Genomic DNA, 17950 nt, shown 5'->3' with positions numbered 1-17950 from the left:
CGCCCTCCGCGGTGTCAGCCGCAGCGGCTGCAGTCTCTGCGGCGTCCCCGGCGAAGGCCGGGAGGGGCTCCGCGGCGTCAATCTTTCTACGGGCGCGGGTGCGGCGGGCCGGCGCCGTGGTTTCCTCGGCCGCAGCCTCAACGTTCTCCGCGGTGGCGGCGTCGGCCGGAACGGTGCCTTCGGCGGCGGTACCGGCGTCGTCGGTTTTCGTTACCGCCTTGCGGCGGGTCCTCTTGGGTGCGACGGGGGCCTCCGAGGCCGGCGCATCGCCGTTAACGGCCAGGTCTTGCTCGTTTTCCATATGCAGCTACACTCCTGCCCCTGACGTACCGCCACATCCGGCACCCATTGGGGCACATATTGTCAAAACCCGCAGGCGTTGACAGAAGTCAAGTGGATACTCCCAGGTTCGCACCGGCATTGGGGTGCGGCAGCCCGTGGGAGCCGGGGGATGTCCTGAAACCCGTTGTTCTACTTGCCACAACCAGGTGCCGTCCAATGGAGTCGCGGGAGTGCCGTCAGCCTTCGTAGCCTGCCCTGCTCATCATTGGCGGTCTTGAGAACAGTCCACCGGACCGGAGTCCGAATGTGGATCGGCTTCCAGCCAGGTTCATTCTCTCACATCCGGACTAAATCACGGCGGAGGCGGAGGCTGCTGCCCTTTTTCCTGGGAATGGCTTCCAGCCCGCGGCGTTACAATCGGGCAAGGAGCACCGGACGAAAAGGACGCCATACCAATGCCCAGCATCTCCCCCGCCAGCGGCACCGAAGCCCCGGACCGGACCACCGGCCCGGACAGCAGTTCCGCAGCCGTGCCCTTCATGGCCCGCAACCGGCCTTTCGGCTGGCTGCTGGTGATCACCGGCGCCGTCGGCTGGCTGGCCTCGGGAACTCTGGTCCTGGAAAAGCTTGCAGTGCTCCAGGACCCGAACCACGCCACGGTGTGCGACGTCAATCCCTGGATTTCATGCGGGGATGTGATGAAGACGTGGCAGAGCTCCCTGTTCGGCTTCCCCAACATGTTTATTGGGATTGTCGCGTTCGCCGTCGTCATCACCGTGGGCATGGCACTGCTGTCAGGCGCCACTTTTGCCCGCTGGTTCTGGGTGGGCCTGCAGACGGGCGTCACGCTGGGCTTCGCCTTCGTGGTGTGGCTGTGGTCGCAGGCCCTCTACGACATCCACATCCTGTGTCCCTTCTGCATGATCGTGTGGGCCGCCATGATCCCCCTCTTCATCTGGGTGACCATCCGGAACGTCAGCGCCGGCATCATCCCCATCCGCTCCGGCGCTGCGCGCCTGGTGGCTGATTCCGGCTGGATCATTGTGGCCCTGCTCTACGTGGCCGTGGCCGCCAGCATCTTCTTCGCGTTCATCCAGGTGTTCGCCGGGACGTCAGGTTTCTAGCCGCAACGACAGCAAAGGGAAGGCCGGTGTTCTAATGAACACCGGCCTTCCCTTTGCTTCGTTCAGGTTTTTTAGAACCAGATCTTGATCTCGCGCTCGGCTGAATCGGTGGAGTCGGAGCCGTGCACCAGGTTCTGCTGGACCTTCAGGCCCCAGTCCCGGCCGAAGTCGCCGCGGATGGTGCCCGGGGCCGCCGTCGTGGGATCGGTGGTGCCGGCCAGCGAGCGGAAGCCTTCGATGACGCGGTGGCCCTCGAAGATGGCCGCCACCACGGGCCCGCTGAGCATGAATTCAACCAGCGGCTCGTAGAACGGCTTGCCAACGTGCTCCTCGTAGTGCTGCTCGAGCAGTTCGCGGGTGGCATCCACCTTCTTCAGTTCAGCAAGGGTGTATCCCTTAGCTTCGATGCGGGCCAGGATGGCGCCGGTGAGGTTACGGGCGACGCCGTCGGGCTTGATCAGGACGAGGGTGCGCTCAGTGGTCACAACTGCTCCAATGCGTTGGTGGGGTTTCGGGACAAGTCTACGGGGACCCGCCGGCAGGGTCCGGTCAGTTCAGTCCGGTTCAGGGGGTCTGCGGCTGGCCGGGCCCGGCGGCCTGGTCCGGATGGGCTGCTTCCCACTCGGCCTGCTCGCGCTCCCGCTGGGCGGCTTCGCGGTCCAGCCGGATGCCGGTCCTGATTCCGTACCACCAGGCAAGTGCGAACAAGGCACCCACGAGGAACATGGCGGGCTCGAAGATACCGGTCAGGACGAGCACGATCTGCAGGATCCAGCCGAGGCCGATGCCCCAGGGCTTTGACAGGACTGCGCACGCCAGGACCATGACCACGCTCAGGCCGATGCCGACGCCCAGGATCAGCGCCGGCGGAAACTCGTTGCGTCGCAGGCCGAATACTGCCAGGGTGGCGAAGAACATCACGAATGCTTCCAGGAGCAGCACCGTGGAGGCGAACATGACCTTGGTGGAGCGGCGCTTCCTGGGCATGCCGGGACGCCACTCCCGCTGTGCCTTGGTGAGCCTGGCCATCCTTACGCCTCCGTCTTTCCGAGCAGGATGCGGGCTTCCGCCACCAGCGTGATGGAGCCGGTCACCAGGACGCCGCCGGAGAGGTCGTCATTGGCTTCGGCCCGTTCCACGGCCCATTCAAGGGCATCGTCCAGCTTCTCGGCGATGTGCACGTTGTCCTCGCCGAAGCCGAGGTCAACGGCCAGTTCGGCGAGTTCGGCGGCCGGAACGGCGCGCGGAGAGTTCGACTGCGTGAAGCAGTATTCCTCGGCAACGCCACCCAGGGATTCCTTGAGCTGGCGCAGGATCTCCTCGGCGTCCTTTTCCTTGAGCACGCCCACCACGGGAACCAGGCGGGTGAACGTGAAGGCCTCCTGCAGTGCGGCGGCTGACGCCTTGATGCCGTCCGGGTTGTGGGCGGCGTCCACAATGATGGTGGGCGCAGTGCGCACCACTTCCAGCCGGCCGGGGGACGTCACCGCGGCGAAGCCCTCCTGCAGCACCTCGAAGTTGAGTTCCTTTTCCCCGCCGAAGAATGCCTCCAGCGCGGCCACCGCCACGGCGGCGTTCTGGGCCTGGTGGGCGCCGTGCAGGGGCACCAGCAGGTCAGGGTACCGGCCGGCGATGCCCTGGATGGTGACCATCTGGCCGCCGACCGCCACGCTCCGGGACTCGACGCCGAACTCCACGCCCTCGAAGCGGAACGGCACGCCCACGTCCTTGGCTTTCTCGAGGAGCACCTGCGCGGCGTCCAGCGGCTGCGCTGCGCTCACCAGGTAGCCGCCCGGCTTGATGATTCCAGCCTTCTCCAGTGCGATGTCGCCGGGGGTGTCCCCCAGCAGATCGGTGTGGTCCAGCGAAATCGGGGTGACGACCGAGACCTGGCCGTCGCCCACGTTCGTGGCGTCGGTGATGCCGCCCAGGCCCACCTCGATGATGGCCACGTTGACCGGCTGGTCCGCGAAGACGGCGAAGCCCAGGATGGTAAGGCACTCGAAGTACGTGAGGCGCTGCTGCCCCTCCGCTTCCAGTTCGGCGTCCACGATCTGCAGGTAGGGGCGGATCTCGTCCCAGATCCGGACGAACGTCTCGTCAGGGACCGGATGCCCGTCAATGCTGATGCGCTCGGTGACCTTGGACAGGTGCGGGCTGGTGTAGCGGCCCGTGCTCAGCCCGTGTGCACGGAGCACGGCTTCGATCATGCGGGAGGTGGAGGTCTTGCCGTTGGTGCCCGTCACGTGGATGATCGGGTACGCCTTGTTGGGTTCGCCCAGCACCTCCATGGCCCGGAAGAGCGGAGCCAGCCGGGGTTCCATCTTGTTTTCCGGTGCCCTGCCGAGCAGTTCGGCGTAAACGCTTTCCACTGAGAAGTGATCGGTCATGTCCTAAGCCTCCACTTTTTCGACGGCGACGGCGGGTTCGGCCAGGTCGGCAGGTTCCGCAGCAAGGTCCACGGTCAGCGTTTCACCCTTGACCAGGTCCGCGTTCGCCAGCAGGGCGTCCACCACGTTCTGCGTTGCCGTCACCGTGGTGCGGATCCGGTCGCTGACGTTGAGTCCGGCGTCCTTGCGGGCCTGCTGGATGGCGCGGACCATGTCGCGTGCCAGGCCTTCGGCCTCGAGCTCCGGTGTGACCTCGGTGTTGAGGACCACGAAGCCGCCGCCCGGAAGCACTGCGACGGAGGCCGAACCGCCGTCGGATTCTGCCACGACGGTCTCCAGCGTGTACTCCTGGGGTTCCAGCTGGAGCCCGCCCGCGGTCACCACGCCGGCATCATCCACGGACCAGTCACCGGACTTGGAGCCCTTGATGGCCACCTGGACGTTCTTGCCCAGGCGGGGTCCGGCAGCGCGGGCGTTGACCACCAGCTTCTGCTGAATGCCGAACTCCTCGGGGGAAGCAGTGGCGGCGTCCAGCAGCCGGACCGAGCGGATGTTGAGTTCGTCCGCGACGACGGCGGCGAAGCCCTCCAGCGCAGCGGCACCGGGTGCCACCACGGTGAGCTCCTGGAGCGGCAGGCGGACACGCAGGTTCGCTGCCTTGCGCAGGGACGAACCGGTGGAGCAGATCTGCTGCACCCGGTCCATGGCCTGGACCAGGTCCGGGTTGGCCGGGAACAGTGCGGCGTCGGGCCAGTCCGCCAAGTGCACGGAGCGGCCGCCGGTGAGCCCGCGCCAGATTTCCTCGGTGACCAGCGGCAGCAGCGATGCGGCGGCACGGGAGACAGCCTCCAGGGCGGTGTACAGGGCGTCGAAGGCGTCCCGGTCCTCGTCGAAGAAGCGCTGGCGGCTGCGGCGGACGTACCAGTTGGTGAGCATGTCCAGGTAGCTGCGGAGCTCGTCGCACGCGCCGGAGATGTCGTAGGTGTCCAGCTGCCCGGTCATGTTCCGCACCAGCTCGCCCGTGTTGGCGAGCAGGTACTGGTCCAGGGTGTCCGTGTACGCGTCGTACCGCAGCTGCGCGTCATAGCCGGCGCCGCCGCTGGCGGCATTGGTGTAGAGCGTGAAGAAGCTGTACACGTTCCACAGCGGCAGGATGACCTGCCGGACGCCGTCGCGGATGCCCTGCTCGGTGACGATCAGGTTGCCGCCACGCAGGATGGGGCTGGACATCAGGAACCAGCGCATGGCGTCCGATCCGTCGCGGTCCAGCACTTCGGACACGTCCGGGTAGTTGCGCAGGCTCTTGGACATCTTCTGCCCGTCGGAGCCGAGCACGATGCCGTGGCTGATCACGTTCCGGAATGCAGGCCGGTCGAACAGGGCCGTCGAGAGGATGTGCAGCATGTAGAACCAGCCGCGGGTCTGCCCGATGTATTCGACGATGAAGTCTGCCGGGTTATGGGTGTCGAACCAGGCTTCGTTCTGGAACGGGTAGTGCACCTGGCCGTAGGGCATGGAGCCGGAGTCGAACCAGACGTCCAGGACGTCCTCCACCCGGCGCATGACGGACTGGCCTTCTTCTGGCGTGCGCGGATCATCCGGGTTGGGACGGGTGAGTTCGTCAATGAACGGGCGGTGCAGGTCCACCTGGCCGTCCTTGTTCAGGGGCAGCCGGCCGAAGTCGGCCTCGATTTCCGCCAGGGAACCGTACACGTCCGTGCGGGGGTATTCCGGGTCGCTGGACTGCCACACCGGGATGGGGCTGCCCCAGTAGCGGTTGCGGCTGATGGACCAGTCACGGGCGTTTTCCAGCCACTTGCCGAACTGCCCGTCCTTGACGTTGCCGGGGATCCAGTTGATCTCCTGGTTCAGTTCGGACATCCGGTCCTTGAACTTGGTGACTTCAACGTACCAGGAGGAGACGGCGCGGTAGATCAGCGGGTTGCGGCACCGCCAGCAGTGCGGGTAGCTGTGCTCGTAGCTTGCCTGCTTGACCAGCCGGCCCTGGGCGCGCAGGACCTGGGTGATGGGTTTGTTGGCTTCGAAGACCTGCAGGCCCACGATGTCGTGGAGGTCGCCGTGCTTGAACAGGGGCAGGAACTTGGCGCCTTCATCCACGGACAGGATCACCGGGATCCCGGCTTCCTCGCAGACCTTCTGGTCGTCCTCGCCGTAGGCGGGGGCCTGGTGCACGATCCCCGTGCCGTCGGTGGTGGTGACGTAATCGGCCGCCAGGAAGCGCCAGGCGTTCTCCATGCCGTACTTTTCGTTGTCGGCAAAATCATGCCACAGCGGCTCGTAGGCCAGGCCTTCCAGCTCGGCACCGGTGTGGGTGGACACCACGGCGGCCTGAGCGGCTTCGAAGCCGTCATAGCCCAGGTCCTTTGCGTAGCTGCCCACCAGGTCGGCGGCCAGCAGGAAGCTGCCGGTGACGGGCGCGTCCGCGGACGCAGCCTTGATGCCGTTCGGACCGGCCGGAAGCACGGCGTAGGTGATGGAAGGGCCGACGGCGAGCGCGGCGTTGGTGGGCAGGGTCCAGGGGGTGGTGGTCCAGGCGAGCGCCTGGACGCCCGCGAGCTGCTTCGACAGGTCCGACTGCCCGGCGGTGATGGGGAACGTGACCGTGACGGTCTGGTCCTGCCGGTTCTTGTAGACGTCGTCGTCCATGCGGAGCTCGTGGTTGGACAGCGGCGTCTCGTCCTTCCAGCAGTACGGAAGCACGCGGTAGCCGTTGTAGGTCAGGCCCTTCTCGTGCAGCTGCTTGAAAGCCCAGAGGACCGACTCCATGTACTCGACGTTGAGCGTCTTGTAGTCGTTGTCGAAGTCCACCCAGCGTGCCTGGCGGGTGACGTAGCTGCGCCACTCGTCGGCGTACTTCATGACGGATGCCCGGCAGGCGTCATTGAACTTGTCGATGCCCATGGCTTCGATCTGGGTCTTGTCGGTCATGCCCAGCTGCTTCATGGCTTCCAGTTCGGCAGGGAGCCCATGGGTGTCCCAGCCGAAGCGGCGCTCGACGCGCTTGCCGCGCTGGGTCTGGTACCGGCCCACCAGGTCCTTGGCGTAGCCGGTGAGGAGGTGGCCGTAGTGCGGCAGTCCGTTGGCGAAGGGCGGGCCGTCGTAGAACACGAACTCGTTGCTGCCGGGTTCACCGCCGGGGGCGTCGGCGCTGCGCTGGTCGATGCTGGCCTGGAAGGTGCCGTCCTGGTCCCAGTACTTCAGGATGCGCTCTTCGATCTCCGGGAACCTCACGGAGGCGGACACAGCGGCACCGCCGCCGGACGACGCGCTGGTGGAAGTAATGGCTGAGGCCTTGGGGTAATACGTCATGTCGACATCCTGGGTTGAGCTTGGCGAACTGCCGGCTTGCGCCTTCTGTTCCGTTCAGGATGCGAGGACGGTTTCCGTGTTGTCCGCCGGACTCCACGCTCACCGCGGTACCACCTCACTTACCGCGTTGCGCGTTCCGGAAGGAACGTACGCGACGACGGCCACTCATTACTGCTGTGACGGGCTTACCCGTCCGGTTCTACTGGCGCGTACCGGGGATGTCAGGTACGACAAGCCCGTCCGCGTGTTCTTCCGGAAGCTCACCGGTGATTGCCGGGTCATAGCCGGTTTCGATTCTACTATCCATCGGGCGATGGTTTCCATTCAGCCCCGCCCGCTTCCCGCCGGCAGTCCCTACAATCGGAGGCATGAGTGACGCGGCCCCGGTCCCGCCCGCCCGGCTTCATGGCGCCCGGGCATTCCGCTGGGCCTCGGCAGCCGCCGCCGCTCCCGTTGCCCTGATTGGCTTGCTGCGCGCCATTCCCGCTGACTGGCCTGTGCTGGCCGTGCAGTTGCTGGCCTTTGTTCCCTGGTTCACGGTGCCGGCCGCCGTGGCCTTCCTGCTGTCATTTCCTGCGCGCAGCAGGCCGCTGCAACTGGTGACCGCGGCGCTTCTCGGTGTCCAGGTGCTGTGGCTTTTTCCCCCGGCGACGACTGTGCCTGAAACTGCCCACGCCGGCCAGCCGGTGGTGGAAGTGAGGGCCATGGCCATCAATGCGGAGTTGGGCAGGGCGGACGCAGCCGGCATCGTGGGCCTGGTGGAGGAACACCAGGTGGACCTGCTGGTGGTGGCGGAATACACCCGGGAACTGGCGGACAGGCTGTCCGCGGCGGGCTTGCCGGGCCTGCTCCCCCACCGGGTAGAGCATCCCGGGCGCAGGGCCGGCGGCGCTGCCGTCTTTTCCTCGCTTCCGCTCCGGGAGGTGGGGGTTGTGCCCGACAGCCCGTTCACGATGCCCGTGGTCAGCGTCGACCTGCCGGCTGCCGGGCAGGAAGCGGCCCTGCGGGTGGTCGCCGTCCATACCCTCGCACCGGTGGATGACGGCCTGGCCCAATGGCGCAGCGACCTGGCGGCACTTGACCGGATCGACGCCGGGGCGGGGCCGCTCCTGCTGGCGGGCGATTTCAACGCCACCCTCGATCACCGGGAGTTCCGGGAACTGCTGGCAGGGGGCGGCGGGACAAGGCCACTGGTGGACGTCTCCGCAGCCGCGGGCAGCCGGCTGGTCCCCACCTGGCCGATGCGCGGCTTCTACCTTCCCGGGGTGACGCTGGACCATCTGGTCACGAGCCCGGACATCACGGGTTCGAACTACTCGGTCCGCCGGGTGGCGGGCACGGACCACGCCGCCGTCCTGGCCACGTTGGCGGTCCGGGTGAAGTAGGCCTGGTCCTGCCCGCCCGGGCTAGCCCTTCCGGATGAGCTTGTAGTTGGAGGCCTGGGCCACCGGCCGGATGACGATCTGGTCCAGGTTGACGTGGTGCGGGGCGCTGACGGCGTACCGGACAACGTCCGCCACGTCCCCGGCGGTCAGGGGCTTCTCCACTCCCTGATAGACCTTGTCCGCAGCCTGCCGGTTTCCGAGCCGGTTGAGGGCGAATTCCTCGGTGTGGACCAGTCCCGGCGCAACTTCGATGACGCGGACGTTGTGTTCGGCTTCTTCGAGCCGCAGCGCCTCGGTCATGGCACGCTGGGCGTGTTTTGCGGCGTTGTAGCCCCCGCCGCCTTCGTACGCTGCAAGGCCGGCGGTGGAGGTGAGGTTCAGCACCGTTCCCTCCCCGTTTGCACGCAGCATGGGCAGGAAAGCGCGGGTCAGCTTCATGGTGCCCAGGACATTCACCCGGTACATCCAGTCCCAGTCCTCCGTGCTGGCCTCCGCGATCCTGTCTGCGCCCCTGGCACCACCGGCGATATTGATGAGGGTGTCGATGCCGCCTGCTTCGGTGACCCGGCTGAGCAGCCGGGACACGTCGTCGTCCACGGAAATATCAGCAGGAATAGCGATTGCTCCGGTTTCGGCCGCCAGTGCCTCAAGGCGGTCCGCCCGCCGGGCGACGGCAAAGACTGTCCATCCGCCGGATGCCAGGGCGCGCACGGAGGCTTCCCCGATCCCGCTGCTCGCGCCGCTCACCAAAGCTGCTTTCTTGTGCACATCGTCAGTCATGGCACCACCCTAGCCGCCCGCTGCCCCGAAGCCTGTCCATCAGGACCCGGCAGCCGTCGTCGTCCGCCGGCGGATCGTAGATCCGTTTTACAACGAAGCCGGCTCCTTTGGCACCCACGGGCGGCATGCTGGTCCGCCGCGGTTCTGTGCGATGCAACGGAGCATGAAAGAATTGCCCAATGGCTGAAGACACGCAGGGTACAGACACGCCCACCACCGCCCCCATCAACGTTCCGGACAAGCCGGCCCTCGAGGGCCTCGAAGCTGCTTTGACGCAGCGCTGGCTGGCCGAGGGAACCTACAAGTTCAACCCGGACACCACCCGGGAGCAGGTCTACTCGATCGACACTCCCCCGCCCACCGCTTCCGGGTCGCTGCATGTGGGGCACATGTTCTCCTACACCCAGACCGACGTGCTTGCCCGCTACCAGCGCATGACCGGCAAGAACGTCTTCTACCCCATGGGCTGGGACGACAACGGCCTGCCCACCGAACGCCGGGTGCAGAACTACTACGGCGTCCGCTGCGACCCTGCCATCCCCTACAACCCGGACTACCGCCCGCCGGCCCAGCCGGCCAAGAACCAGCGGGACTTCGACGTGGTCTCCCGCCGGAACTTCATCGAACTGTGTGAAGAACTGGCAGTCGAGGACGAGAAGGTCTTTGAGAACCTGTTCCAGACACTGGGCCTGTCTGTCGACTGGAAACTGACGTACCGGACTATCGACGACAATTCGCGCGCCGCCTCCCAGCGTGCCTTCCTGGCCAACCTCGCTGCCGGCGACGCCTACATGGCCGAGGCCCCCACCCTGTGGGACATCACCTTCCGGACCGCCGTGGCGCAGGCCGAACTCGAAGACCGCGAAGTGCCCGGCGCCTACTACCGCTACCCCTTCTTCACCGAGGACGGGGAAAAGATATACATCGAGACCACCCGTCCCGAGCTCCTGGCTGCCTGCGCGGCGCTCGTGGCCAACCCTGACGACGAACGGTACCAGCCGCTGTTCGGCAAGAAGGTCACTTCCCCCGTCTTCGGCGTCGAGGTTGAGGTCAAGGCCCACCCGCTCGCAAAGGCGGACAAGGGCTCCGGCATCGCCATGGTGTGCACCTTCGGCGACCTGACGGACGTTACCTGGTGGCGCGAACTCCAGCTGCCCACCCGTGCGATCGTGGGCCGCGACGGCCGGATTGTCGGGGAAACCCCGGAGTGGATCACCACCGACGCCGGCCGTGAGGCCTTCGCGAAGATCGCCGGCAAGACGGTCTTCAGCGCCAAGGAAGGCGTGGTGGAACTCCTGGCCGCCGCGGACCTCCTGGAGGGTGAGCCGAAGAAGATCATGCACCCGGTGAACTTCTACGAGAAGGGCGACAAACCGCTCGAGGTTGTCACCTCCCGGCAGTGGTACATCCGCAACGGCGGCCGCGACGAGGACCGCCGCGAGCGGCTGATTGCGCGCGGCCACGAGATCGACTTCCACCCCTCCTTTATGCGCTCACGCTACGAGAACTGGATTTCTGGGCTCAACGGGGACTGGCTGGTCTCCCGGCAGCGCTTCTTCGGCGTGCCCATCCCCGTCTGGTACCCGCTGGACAATGACGGCAACCCGGACTACGACGCACCCATCGTTCCCTCGGATGCGCAGCTTCCAGTGGACCCGATGGCCGACGCCGCACCGGGCTACGAGGAATCCCAGCGCGATGTGCCGGGCGGCTTCACCGGCGACGCCGACATCTTCGACACCTGGGCCACGTCCTCGCTGACTCCCCAGATTGTGGGCGGCTGGAGCCGCGACGAGGACCTCTTCGCCAAGGTCTACCCGTTCGACCTGCGCCCGCAGGGCCATGACATCATCCGGACCTGGCTCTTCTCCTCGGTGGTGCGTGCCGATGCACTGCAGAAGAACGCGCCGTGGAAGCACGCTGCGATCTCCGGCTGGATCCTGGACCCGGACCGCAAGAAGATGTCCAAGTCCAAGGGCAACGTGGTGGTTCCCACCGACGTCCTGGACGAGTATGGTTCCGACGCCGTCCGCTACTGGGCAGCCTCCGCCCGCCTCGGCGCCGACACTGCGTACGAGATCGCCCAAATGAAGATCGGCCGGCGCCTGGCCATCAAGCTGCTCAACGCCTCCAAGTTCGTCCTCAACCTGGGGGCCACGGAAAACTCGGTGGTTCGTGCGGACCTGGCCGTGCTCACCAATCCCCTGGACCGGGCGCTGCTGGCCCAACTCGGCGACGTTGTCCGGGAGTCCACCAAGGCGTTCGACAACTACGACTACGCCCGGGCGCTTCAGATCACCGAGAGCTTCTTCTGGCAGTTCACGGACGATTACGTTGAACTTATCAAGGACCGTGCGTACGGCGCGGCCGGCGAGGCCGAGCAGGCTTCGGTGCTGGCCGCCCTGGCCACCACCCTGGATACCCTGCTGCGCCTGTTCGCGCCGTTCCTGCCTTTCGCCACCGAAGAGGTGTGGAGCTGGTGGCGCAATGGTTCAGTCCACCGCGCCGAGTGGCCCACGGGGCTGGAGGTTCCCGGCGGGGACACCACCATGCTGGCCACCGTGGGACTCGCACTGAGCGGTGTCCGCAAGGCGAAGTCCGAGGCGAAGGTCAAGCAGCGCACCGAGGTGCTGTCCGCGACCATCACGGCGCCAGAGGCATTGACCGCGCAGCTGGAGGCCGGCCTGTCCGACCTGAAAGCGGCGTCCAACGCCCGGGAGATCACCCTGGTGGCGGCCGAGGGCGAGCTGACGGTCAGCGGCGTGGACCTCGCCGTCACCGACGAGCCCGCCAAGGCCTAGCGCCGCATTTCGGGCAAAGGGGAAGCCCCATCAGCGTTTTGCCGTTGGTGGGGCTTCGACTTTTCGGCCATCTGGTGACGACTTGATGGTCTGGCAGGATCCTTGGACTTTCAGGTCTTCCTACCTCGTCACTGGTAGCTTGTATCTGGCTTTGCCAAAGGCTGCGTCAGATACATGTCACTGAATCTTTGGTTCCTGCGTCCCGCTTCTTTCGAAGTGGGTAAGAACCATTGTTGTCCCGGCCGGGGGCATGCGCAAGGGCCCCGGGAAAACTACAAACGAGTAGTTTTCCCGGGGCCCTTTCCGCTGCCGCAGGGGGCGGTTCAGTCGAATTCCGGGCGCTCCGTGCGGCTTCGCTTGAGCTCGAAGAAGTGCGGGTAGCCGGCCAGGACGGTGGTGGCGTCCCAGAGCCTGCCGGCCTCCTCGCCCCGGGGAATGCGGGTAAGGACAGGGCCAAAGAAAGCCGTGCCGTTGAAGGCCACCACGGGAGTGCCCACGTCCTGGCCCACCAGTGAAATGCCTTCCTCGTGGCTCGCACGCAGCTGGGTGTCGTAAGCGTCGGTGGTGGCGGCTTCCGCCAGGGAGGCGGGCAGCCCGCATTCCGCCAGCGCCTTGCTGATGACGAGGCTGCGGTCCTTTTCGCCGCCGTCGTGGATCAGGGTGCCCATGGCGTCGTACAGGGCCTTGACGGTTTCCTGCCCGTGCTCCTGCTGGGCTGCGATGATGACCCGGACCATTCCCCAGGCGTTGTCCATGGATTCACGGTAGGAGGGTTCCAGGTCCCGCCCCTCATTGAGCACGGCGAGGCTCATGACGTGCCACACCGTTTCGATGTCCCGGACGCCCTCGACCTCGCCGATCCACCGGGAAGTGATCCAGGCGAAGGGGCACAGCGGATCGAACCAGAAGTCGGCCCTGTTCTTGACGGTTTCAGACATAGCGGATCCTTCAGGTGTTGGCCGTTGCCCGCGCGGCAACCATGGCTGGCAGGGGTGTTAGGAATTATGCGTGGCGTCAGGCGGACTTACGCCGCTTGGCCGCATGCGGAATCATGGTGGGCTCCGCGCCCTTCAGCACAACGTCCGCGGTGATGACCACGCTTGCCACGTCCTCCCGGCTGGGGAGGTCGAACATGACCGGCAGCAGGACTTCCTCCAGGATGGCCCGCAGGCCGCGGGCGCCGGTGCCGCGTTCCAGCGCCTGGTCCGCGATGGCGTCCAGGGCGGCGTCGTCAAAGACGAGTTCCACGCCATCGATCTGGAACATCTTCTGGTACTGCTTGACCAGGGCGTTCTTCGGCGTGGAGAGGATCTGGATCAGCGCCTCGCGGTCCAGGTTGGACACCGTGGTGATCACGGGGAGGCGGCCGATGAATTCAGGAATGAGGCCGAACTTGAGCAGGTCTTCGGGCATGACCTCGCCGTAGGAGTCCACCTTCTTGCTGGCTTCGTTGAGCGGTGCCCCGAACCCGATCCCCTTGCGTCCGGACCGGGAGCCGATGATCTCCTCCAGGCCGGCAAACGCGCCCGCTACGATGAACAGCACGTTGGTGGTATCGATCTGGATGAATTCCTGGTGCGGATGCTTCCGGCCGCCCTGCGGCGGTACCGAGGCGACGGTGCCCTCCAGGATCTTCAGGAGTGCCTGCTGCACGCCCTCACCGGAGACGTCGCGGGTGATGGACGGGTTTTCACTCTTGCGGGAGATTTTGTCGATCTCGTCGATGTAGATGATGCCCTGTTCGGCCTTCTTGACGTCGTAGTCCGCGGCCTGGATGAGCTTGAGGAGGATGTTCTCCACGTCCTCGCCCACGTAGCCGGCCTCCGTCAGGGCGGTGGCATCGGCAACCGCGAACGGTACGTTCAGCCGCCGGGCGAGGGTCTGGGCGAGGTAGGTCTTGCCGCAGCCGGTGGGGCCGATGAGGAGGATGTTGGACTTGGCAATTTCAACGTCGTCATGGTGTCCACCGTCCGCCAGGCTTCCGGACTTGGGTGCGTGCCCGGCCTGGATGCGCTTGTAGTGGTTGTAGACGGCGACGGCGAGGGAACGCTTGGCGGGCTCCTGGCCAATCACATATTCCTGCAGGAAGTCGAAGATTTCTCGAGGCTTGGGCAGTTCGAAGCTACCGAGGTCGGCGACCTCCGCGAGTTCCTCTTCGATGATTTCGTTGCACAGTTCAATGCACTCATCGCAGATGTACACCCCGGGCCCGGCAATGAGCTTGCGCACCTGCTTCTGGCTCTTTCCGCAGAAAGAGCACTTCAGCAGATCCGTGCTCTCGCCAATCCGAGCCATATGTGAACCCCTTAGTATCTTGCTGCCGAGCAGCCTTGCACGGTCGCTGGAATCATCACCAGCCCGCGAGGACCGGTTTGTGACAACATCCACTCTAGGTCACATTGGCTCCCAAGGGTGGAAGGAAAAGGCCGGTGGGGCCAAATGAACTGGCCCGCACCGGCGCTTTACGTACTGCTACCTCGTAATTGCCTGAGGCTTGATCTTGCGTGAGTCCAGGACCTGGTCGATCAGGCCGTAGGCCTGGGCCTCGTCGGCGGTGAGGATCTTGTCACGCTCAATATCGTTGTTGACCTGCTCGGACGTCCGGCCCGAGTGGCGGGCCAGGGTGTCCTCGAGCCAGGACCGCATGCGCATGACTTCCGCGGCCTGGATCTCAAGGTCCGAGGCCTGTCCGCCCTGGCCGCCGGAAAGGGCGGGCTGGTGGATCAGTACGCGGGCGTTGGGAAGGGCCAGGCGCTTGCCCGGCGTTCCGGCCGCGAGGAGGACCGCTGCGGCACTGGCAGCCTGCCCCAGGCAGACAGTCTGGATCTCCGGGCGGATGTACTGCATGGTGTCGTAGATCGCCGTCATGGCGGTGAAGGAACCGCCGGGCGAGTTGATGTAAAGGGTGATATCGCGGTCCGGGTCAGTGGACTCGAGCACCAGCAGCTGGGCCATGACGTCGTCCGCCGATGCGTCGTCCACCTGCACGCCGAGGAAGATGATGCGGTCCTCGAAGAGCTTGGTGTAGGGGTCCTGGCGCTTGAAGCCGTAAGGGGTGCGCTCCTCGAACTGGGGCAGGACGTAGCGGCTGGACGGAAGATTACCGGCGGACCACCCGAAGTTGTAGTTCATTTTCTGTTGCTCCTGATCTGAGTGTTCGTGGTGCCGGTTTAGTTCTCGGATGCTGAATGGCTGCCCGAGCCGTTCGACGTTCCGCCGCCGCCGGAGACGGAGCCGGCGTGGGCGGCGATCTTGTCGAAGAAGCCGTACTCGAGGGCTTCCGTGGCGGTGAACCACTTGTCGCGGTCGTTGTCCTTGAGGATGGTTTCCACGGTCTGGCCGGTCTGCTCGGCGGTCAGTTCCGCCATGACCTTCTTCATGTGGAGGATCAGTTCCGCCTGGATCTTGATGTCCGACGCGGTGCCGCCGATGCCGCCGGAAGGCTGGTGCATCAGGACGCGGGCGTTGGGGGTGGCGTAGCGCTTGCCCTTGGTGCCCGAGGACAGCAGGAACTGTCCCATGGAGGCGGCCAGGCCGGTGGCGACGGTGACGACGTCGTTGGGGATGAACTGCATGGTGTCATAGATGGCCATGCCGGCCGTCACGGAGCCGCCCGGGGAGTTGATGTACAGGTAGATGTCCTTGTCCGGGTTTTCGGCGGACAGGAGGAGCAGCTGGGAGCAGATTGCGTTGGCGTTGTCATCGCGCACCTCAGAGCCAAGCCAGATGATCCGCTCCTTCAGCAGGCGGTTGTAAATGTAGTTGTCCTGGGCCGCGGGATCGACGGTCGCCATCCGGGGGGCCTCTGGGTGCTGTGACATGTTTACTTACCTCTCGCTGGTGACGGTGACATCACTGAAAATCACTACTTGGACACTAACCGGTTTCACCGACAATTTGTTCGCGCCCCGACGGCTGTTCGCTGACGGCGCACGCTGGGCGAACGGGATGCGCCCGGACCCGGGCGGGACGCGAACGGCCCCCGGATCGAGCGATCCAGGGGCCGTTATTGCGTCGTGAGAGACTAGGCCTTTGCCTCGGCCTTGTCGTCCTCGGAGGCGGTCTCGGCGGACTCCGCCTTCACAGCCTCGGCGTCTGCGGCCTCGGCCGCGGGAGCCTCTTCGCCGCCCGGGCGGACGAAGTCGCTGAGGTCAACGGCCTTGCCGTCGGTATCGGTCACCTCGGCCTGGCCCAGGACCACGGCCAGCGCCTTGCGGCGGCGGACCTCGGAAACCATCATGGGGACCTGGCCGCTCTGATCGATGATCTGGGCGAACTGGTTGGGGTCCATGCCGTACTGGCTGGCGGTGGAGACGATGTAGTCGATCAGCTCGTTCTGGCTGACGTTGACTTCTTCCTTCTCGGCGATGGCGTCGAGGATGATCTCGTTCTGGAAGGCGCGCGCGGTGTTGGCGCGGACCTCCTCGCGGTGCTCCTCGGTGTCGTGCTCGCCTTCACCGTGGCCGTTGCCCTCCTTGAAGTGGGCTTCGAGCTGCTCTTCGACGACCGAGTCCGGAACCGGCACCTCGACGAGTTCGACGAGCTTGTCCAGGACCTTGTCGCGGGCTTCGACGCCCTGCTCCACGATCTTGGAGTCGGCGGCCTGCTTGGCCAGGTCCTCGCGAAGTTCAGCCAGGGTGTCGAACTCGGAGGCCAGCTGGGCGAAGTCGTCGTTGGCCTCAGGCAGCTCGCGCTCCTTGACGGCCTTGACCACAACCTTGACCTGGGACTCTTTGCCGGCGTGGTCGCCGCCAACCAGGGTGGTGTTGAAGATGGCGTCCTCGTCGGCGCTGAGGCCGGTGACGGCCTCGTCCAGGCCTTCGAGCATGGTGCCGGAGCCAACCTGGTAGGACAGGCCCGAGGCGGAGTCAACCTCTTCGCCGTCGATGGTGGCCGTGATGTCGATGGTGAGGAAGTCACCGTCGGCAGCCGGGCGGTCAACGGACTTCAGCGTGCCGAAGCGGCCGCGCAGTTCGTCCAGGGCCTTGTCCACGTCTTCTTCGGAGGACTCGGCAGCGGCAACCTCAACCTTGATGCCGGCGTAGTCCGGGAGCTCGATCTCGGGACGGACATCGACCTCGGCAGCGAACTTCAGGCCGCCGTCGGTGGCGGAGGGGTCCGGAACCTCGGTGATTTCAACCTCGGGACGGCTCAGCGGGCGGATGCCGGATTCCTGCACGGCAGCCTGGTACCAGCCGTTGAGGCCTTCATTGATGGCGGTCTCGAGGACGTAGCCGCGTCCGACGCGCTGGTCGATGAGCTTGGCGGGAACCTTGCCCTTACGGAAGCCAGGGACCTGGATCTGCGAAGCAACAGTCTTGTAAGCCGAGTCGATGCTGGGCTTCAGTTCCTCAAAGGGAACCTCAACGTTGAGCTTGACCCGCGTGGGGGTGAGGTTCTCGACAGCGCTCTTCACGGTCTAAGTACTCCTGGGTTTGTGGGATGGGTTTCTGCAAACGCAATGTTTTTGTCCAGGCCGTGTGGTCCGGGCCGCAGAGTCGGGGTGACAGGATTTGAACCTGCGACTTCCTGCTCCCAAAGCAGGCGCTCTAGCCAAGCTGAGCTACACCCCGTTAGTGCACAGGCAAGTCTACGGTGATCCGCGCCGTGTTTGCACATTTGACACGTAGCCCATGGATTGGGTTTAGTTATATCCGGCTTGGACAGCCAGCCCGGAGTTTCCAACTGCTAATGTTGCAGATGGATCTTCCTTCGGGGACGTAGCTTAATGGTAAAGCCTCAGTCTTCCAAACTGATTACGCGGGTTCGATTCCCGTCGTCCCCTCCAGATCAAAAGGACCCCCAACCGGGGGTCCTTTTGCGTTAAGCCATAACCCCCGCTCCGTCCTGGGGCACTT

The 17950-nt window shown here is 65.4% G+C and carries 13 protein-coding genes, 2 tRNA genes and 1 pseudogene; 4 read left to right on the top strand and 12 right to left on the bottom strand.

Annotated elements, in window-relative coordinates:
• A pseudogene (locus tag AC5RTT_RS11000) lies at positions 1–301 on the bottom strand (hypothetical protein); the annotation flags it as partial.
• Positions 302–737: 436 nt separating this feature from the next.
• Between AC5RTT_RS11000 and AC5RTT_RS10995 the strand changes: the two are divergent.
• Positions 738–1406 (top strand): vitamin K epoxide reductase family protein, encoded by a 669-nt coding sequence (locus AC5RTT_RS10995; protein ID WP_494145213.1) that lies wholly within the window; start codon positions 738–740, stop codon positions 1404–1406.
• Positions 1407–1477: 71 nt separating this feature from the next.
• On the opposite strand, the gene ndk is transcribed toward AC5RTT_RS10995, so the two are convergent.
• From ndk to ileS, 4 genes are all read right to left on the bottom strand, one after another.
• The gene (gene ndk / locus AC5RTT_RS10990) at positions 1478–1891 is read right to left on the bottom strand and encodes a nucleoside-diphosphate kinase (protein WP_494145212.1); all 414 of its coding nucleotides are present in this window, start codon (positions 1889–1891) and stop codon (positions 1478–1480) included.
• 79 nt (positions 1892–1970) lie between these two features.
• Positions 1971–2435: a DUF4233 domain-containing protein gene (locus AC5RTT_RS10985; RefSeq protein ID WP_494145211.1), complete on the bottom strand. Its 465-nt coding sequence runs from the start codon at positions 2433–2435 to the stop codon at positions 1971–1973.
• Between the two features lie 2 nt (positions 2436–2437).
• Positions 2438–3796: a bifunctional folylpolyglutamate synthase/dihydrofolate synthase gene (locus AC5RTT_RS10980; RefSeq protein ID WP_494145210.1), complete on the bottom strand. Its 1359-nt coding sequence runs from the start codon at positions 3794–3796 to the stop codon at positions 2438–2440.
• A 3-nt stretch (positions 3797–3799) separates the two neighbouring features.
• Positions 3800–7126: an isoleucine--tRNA ligase gene (ileS, locus tag AC5RTT_RS10975; protein ID WP_494145209.1), complete on the bottom strand. Its 3327-nt coding sequence runs from the start codon at positions 7124–7126 to the stop codon at positions 3800–3802.
• A 368-nt stretch (positions 7127–7494) separates the two neighbouring features.
• Here ileS and AC5RTT_RS10970 point away from each other — a divergent pair, with 368 nt between their 5' ends.
• On the top strand, positions 7495–8511 hold the full coding sequence (locus AC5RTT_RS10970; RefSeq protein ID WP_494145208.1) for an endonuclease/exonuclease/phosphatase family protein: 1017 nt from the start codon (positions 7495–7497) through the stop codon (positions 8509–8511).
• Positions 8512–8532: 21 nt separating this feature from the next.
• Here the strand turns inward: AC5RTT_RS10970 and AC5RTT_RS10965 are convergent, their stop codons facing one another.
• On the bottom strand, positions 8533–9291 hold the full coding sequence (locus AC5RTT_RS10965; protein WP_494145207.1) for an SDR family oxidoreductase: 759 nt from the start codon (positions 9289–9291) through the stop codon (positions 8533–8535).
• Positions 9292–9470: 179 nt separating this feature from the next.
• Between AC5RTT_RS10965 and valS the strand changes: the two genes are divergently transcribed.
• Positions 9471–12092, top strand: coding sequence for a valine--tRNA ligase (gene valS, locus AC5RTT_RS10960; RefSeq protein WP_494145206.1), 2622 nt, complete (start codon positions 9471–9473; stop codon positions 12090–12092).
• Between the two features lie 323 nt (positions 12093–12415).
• Here the strand turns inward: valS and AC5RTT_RS10955 are convergent, their stop codons facing one another.
• From AC5RTT_RS10955 to AC5RTT_RS10930, 6 genes are all read right to left on the bottom strand, one after another.
• Entirely contained in the window at positions 12416–13030 is a 615-nt protein-coding gene (locus tag AC5RTT_RS10955; protein WP_494145205.1) for a mycothiol-dependent nitroreductase Rv2466c family protein, read from the bottom strand.
• A gap of 76 nt (positions 13031–13106) precedes the next feature.
• Entirely contained in the window at positions 13107–14387 is a 1281-nt protein-coding gene (gene clpX, locus AC5RTT_RS10950; RefSeq protein ID WP_009372875.1) for an ATP-dependent Clp protease ATP-binding subunit ClpX, read from the bottom strand.
• A gap of 177 nt (positions 14388–14564) precedes the next feature.
• Positions 14565–15224 carry an ATP-dependent Clp protease proteolytic subunit gene (locus AC5RTT_RS10945; protein ID WP_494009401.1) on the bottom strand — a complete coding sequence of 220 codons (660 nt, stop codon included), beginning with the start codon at positions 15222–15224 and terminating at the stop codon, positions 14565–14567.
• A 38-nt stretch (positions 15225–15262) separates the two neighbouring features.
• Positions 15263–15886, bottom strand: coding sequence for an ATP-dependent Clp protease proteolytic subunit (locus AC5RTT_RS10940; protein WP_494009452.1), 624 nt, complete (start codon positions 15884–15886; stop codon positions 15263–15265).
• A 230-nt stretch (positions 15887–16116) separates the two neighbouring features.
• The gene (gene tig, locus AC5RTT_RS10935; protein WP_494145204.1) at positions 16117–17508 is read right to left on the bottom strand and encodes a trigger factor; all 1392 of its coding nucleotides are present in this window, start codon (positions 17506–17508) and stop codon (positions 16117–16119) included.
• A gap of 82 nt (positions 17509–17590) precedes the next feature.
• Positions 17591–17665 (bottom strand) — tRNA-Pro (locus tag AC5RTT_RS10930).
• Positions 17666–17806: 141 nt separating this feature from the next.
• Between AC5RTT_RS10930 and AC5RTT_RS10925 the strand changes: the two genes are divergently transcribed.
• Positions 17807–17880, top strand: a tRNA-Gly gene (locus AC5RTT_RS10925).
• Positions 17881–17950: the final 70 nt, after the last annotated feature.

It is taken from the genome of Arthrobacter sp. Y3221157 (assembly GCF_059089865.1).
The sequence above is the reverse complement of the archived record's forward strand: the minus strand, read 5'-3'. Positions and strand labels throughout refer to the sequence as shown.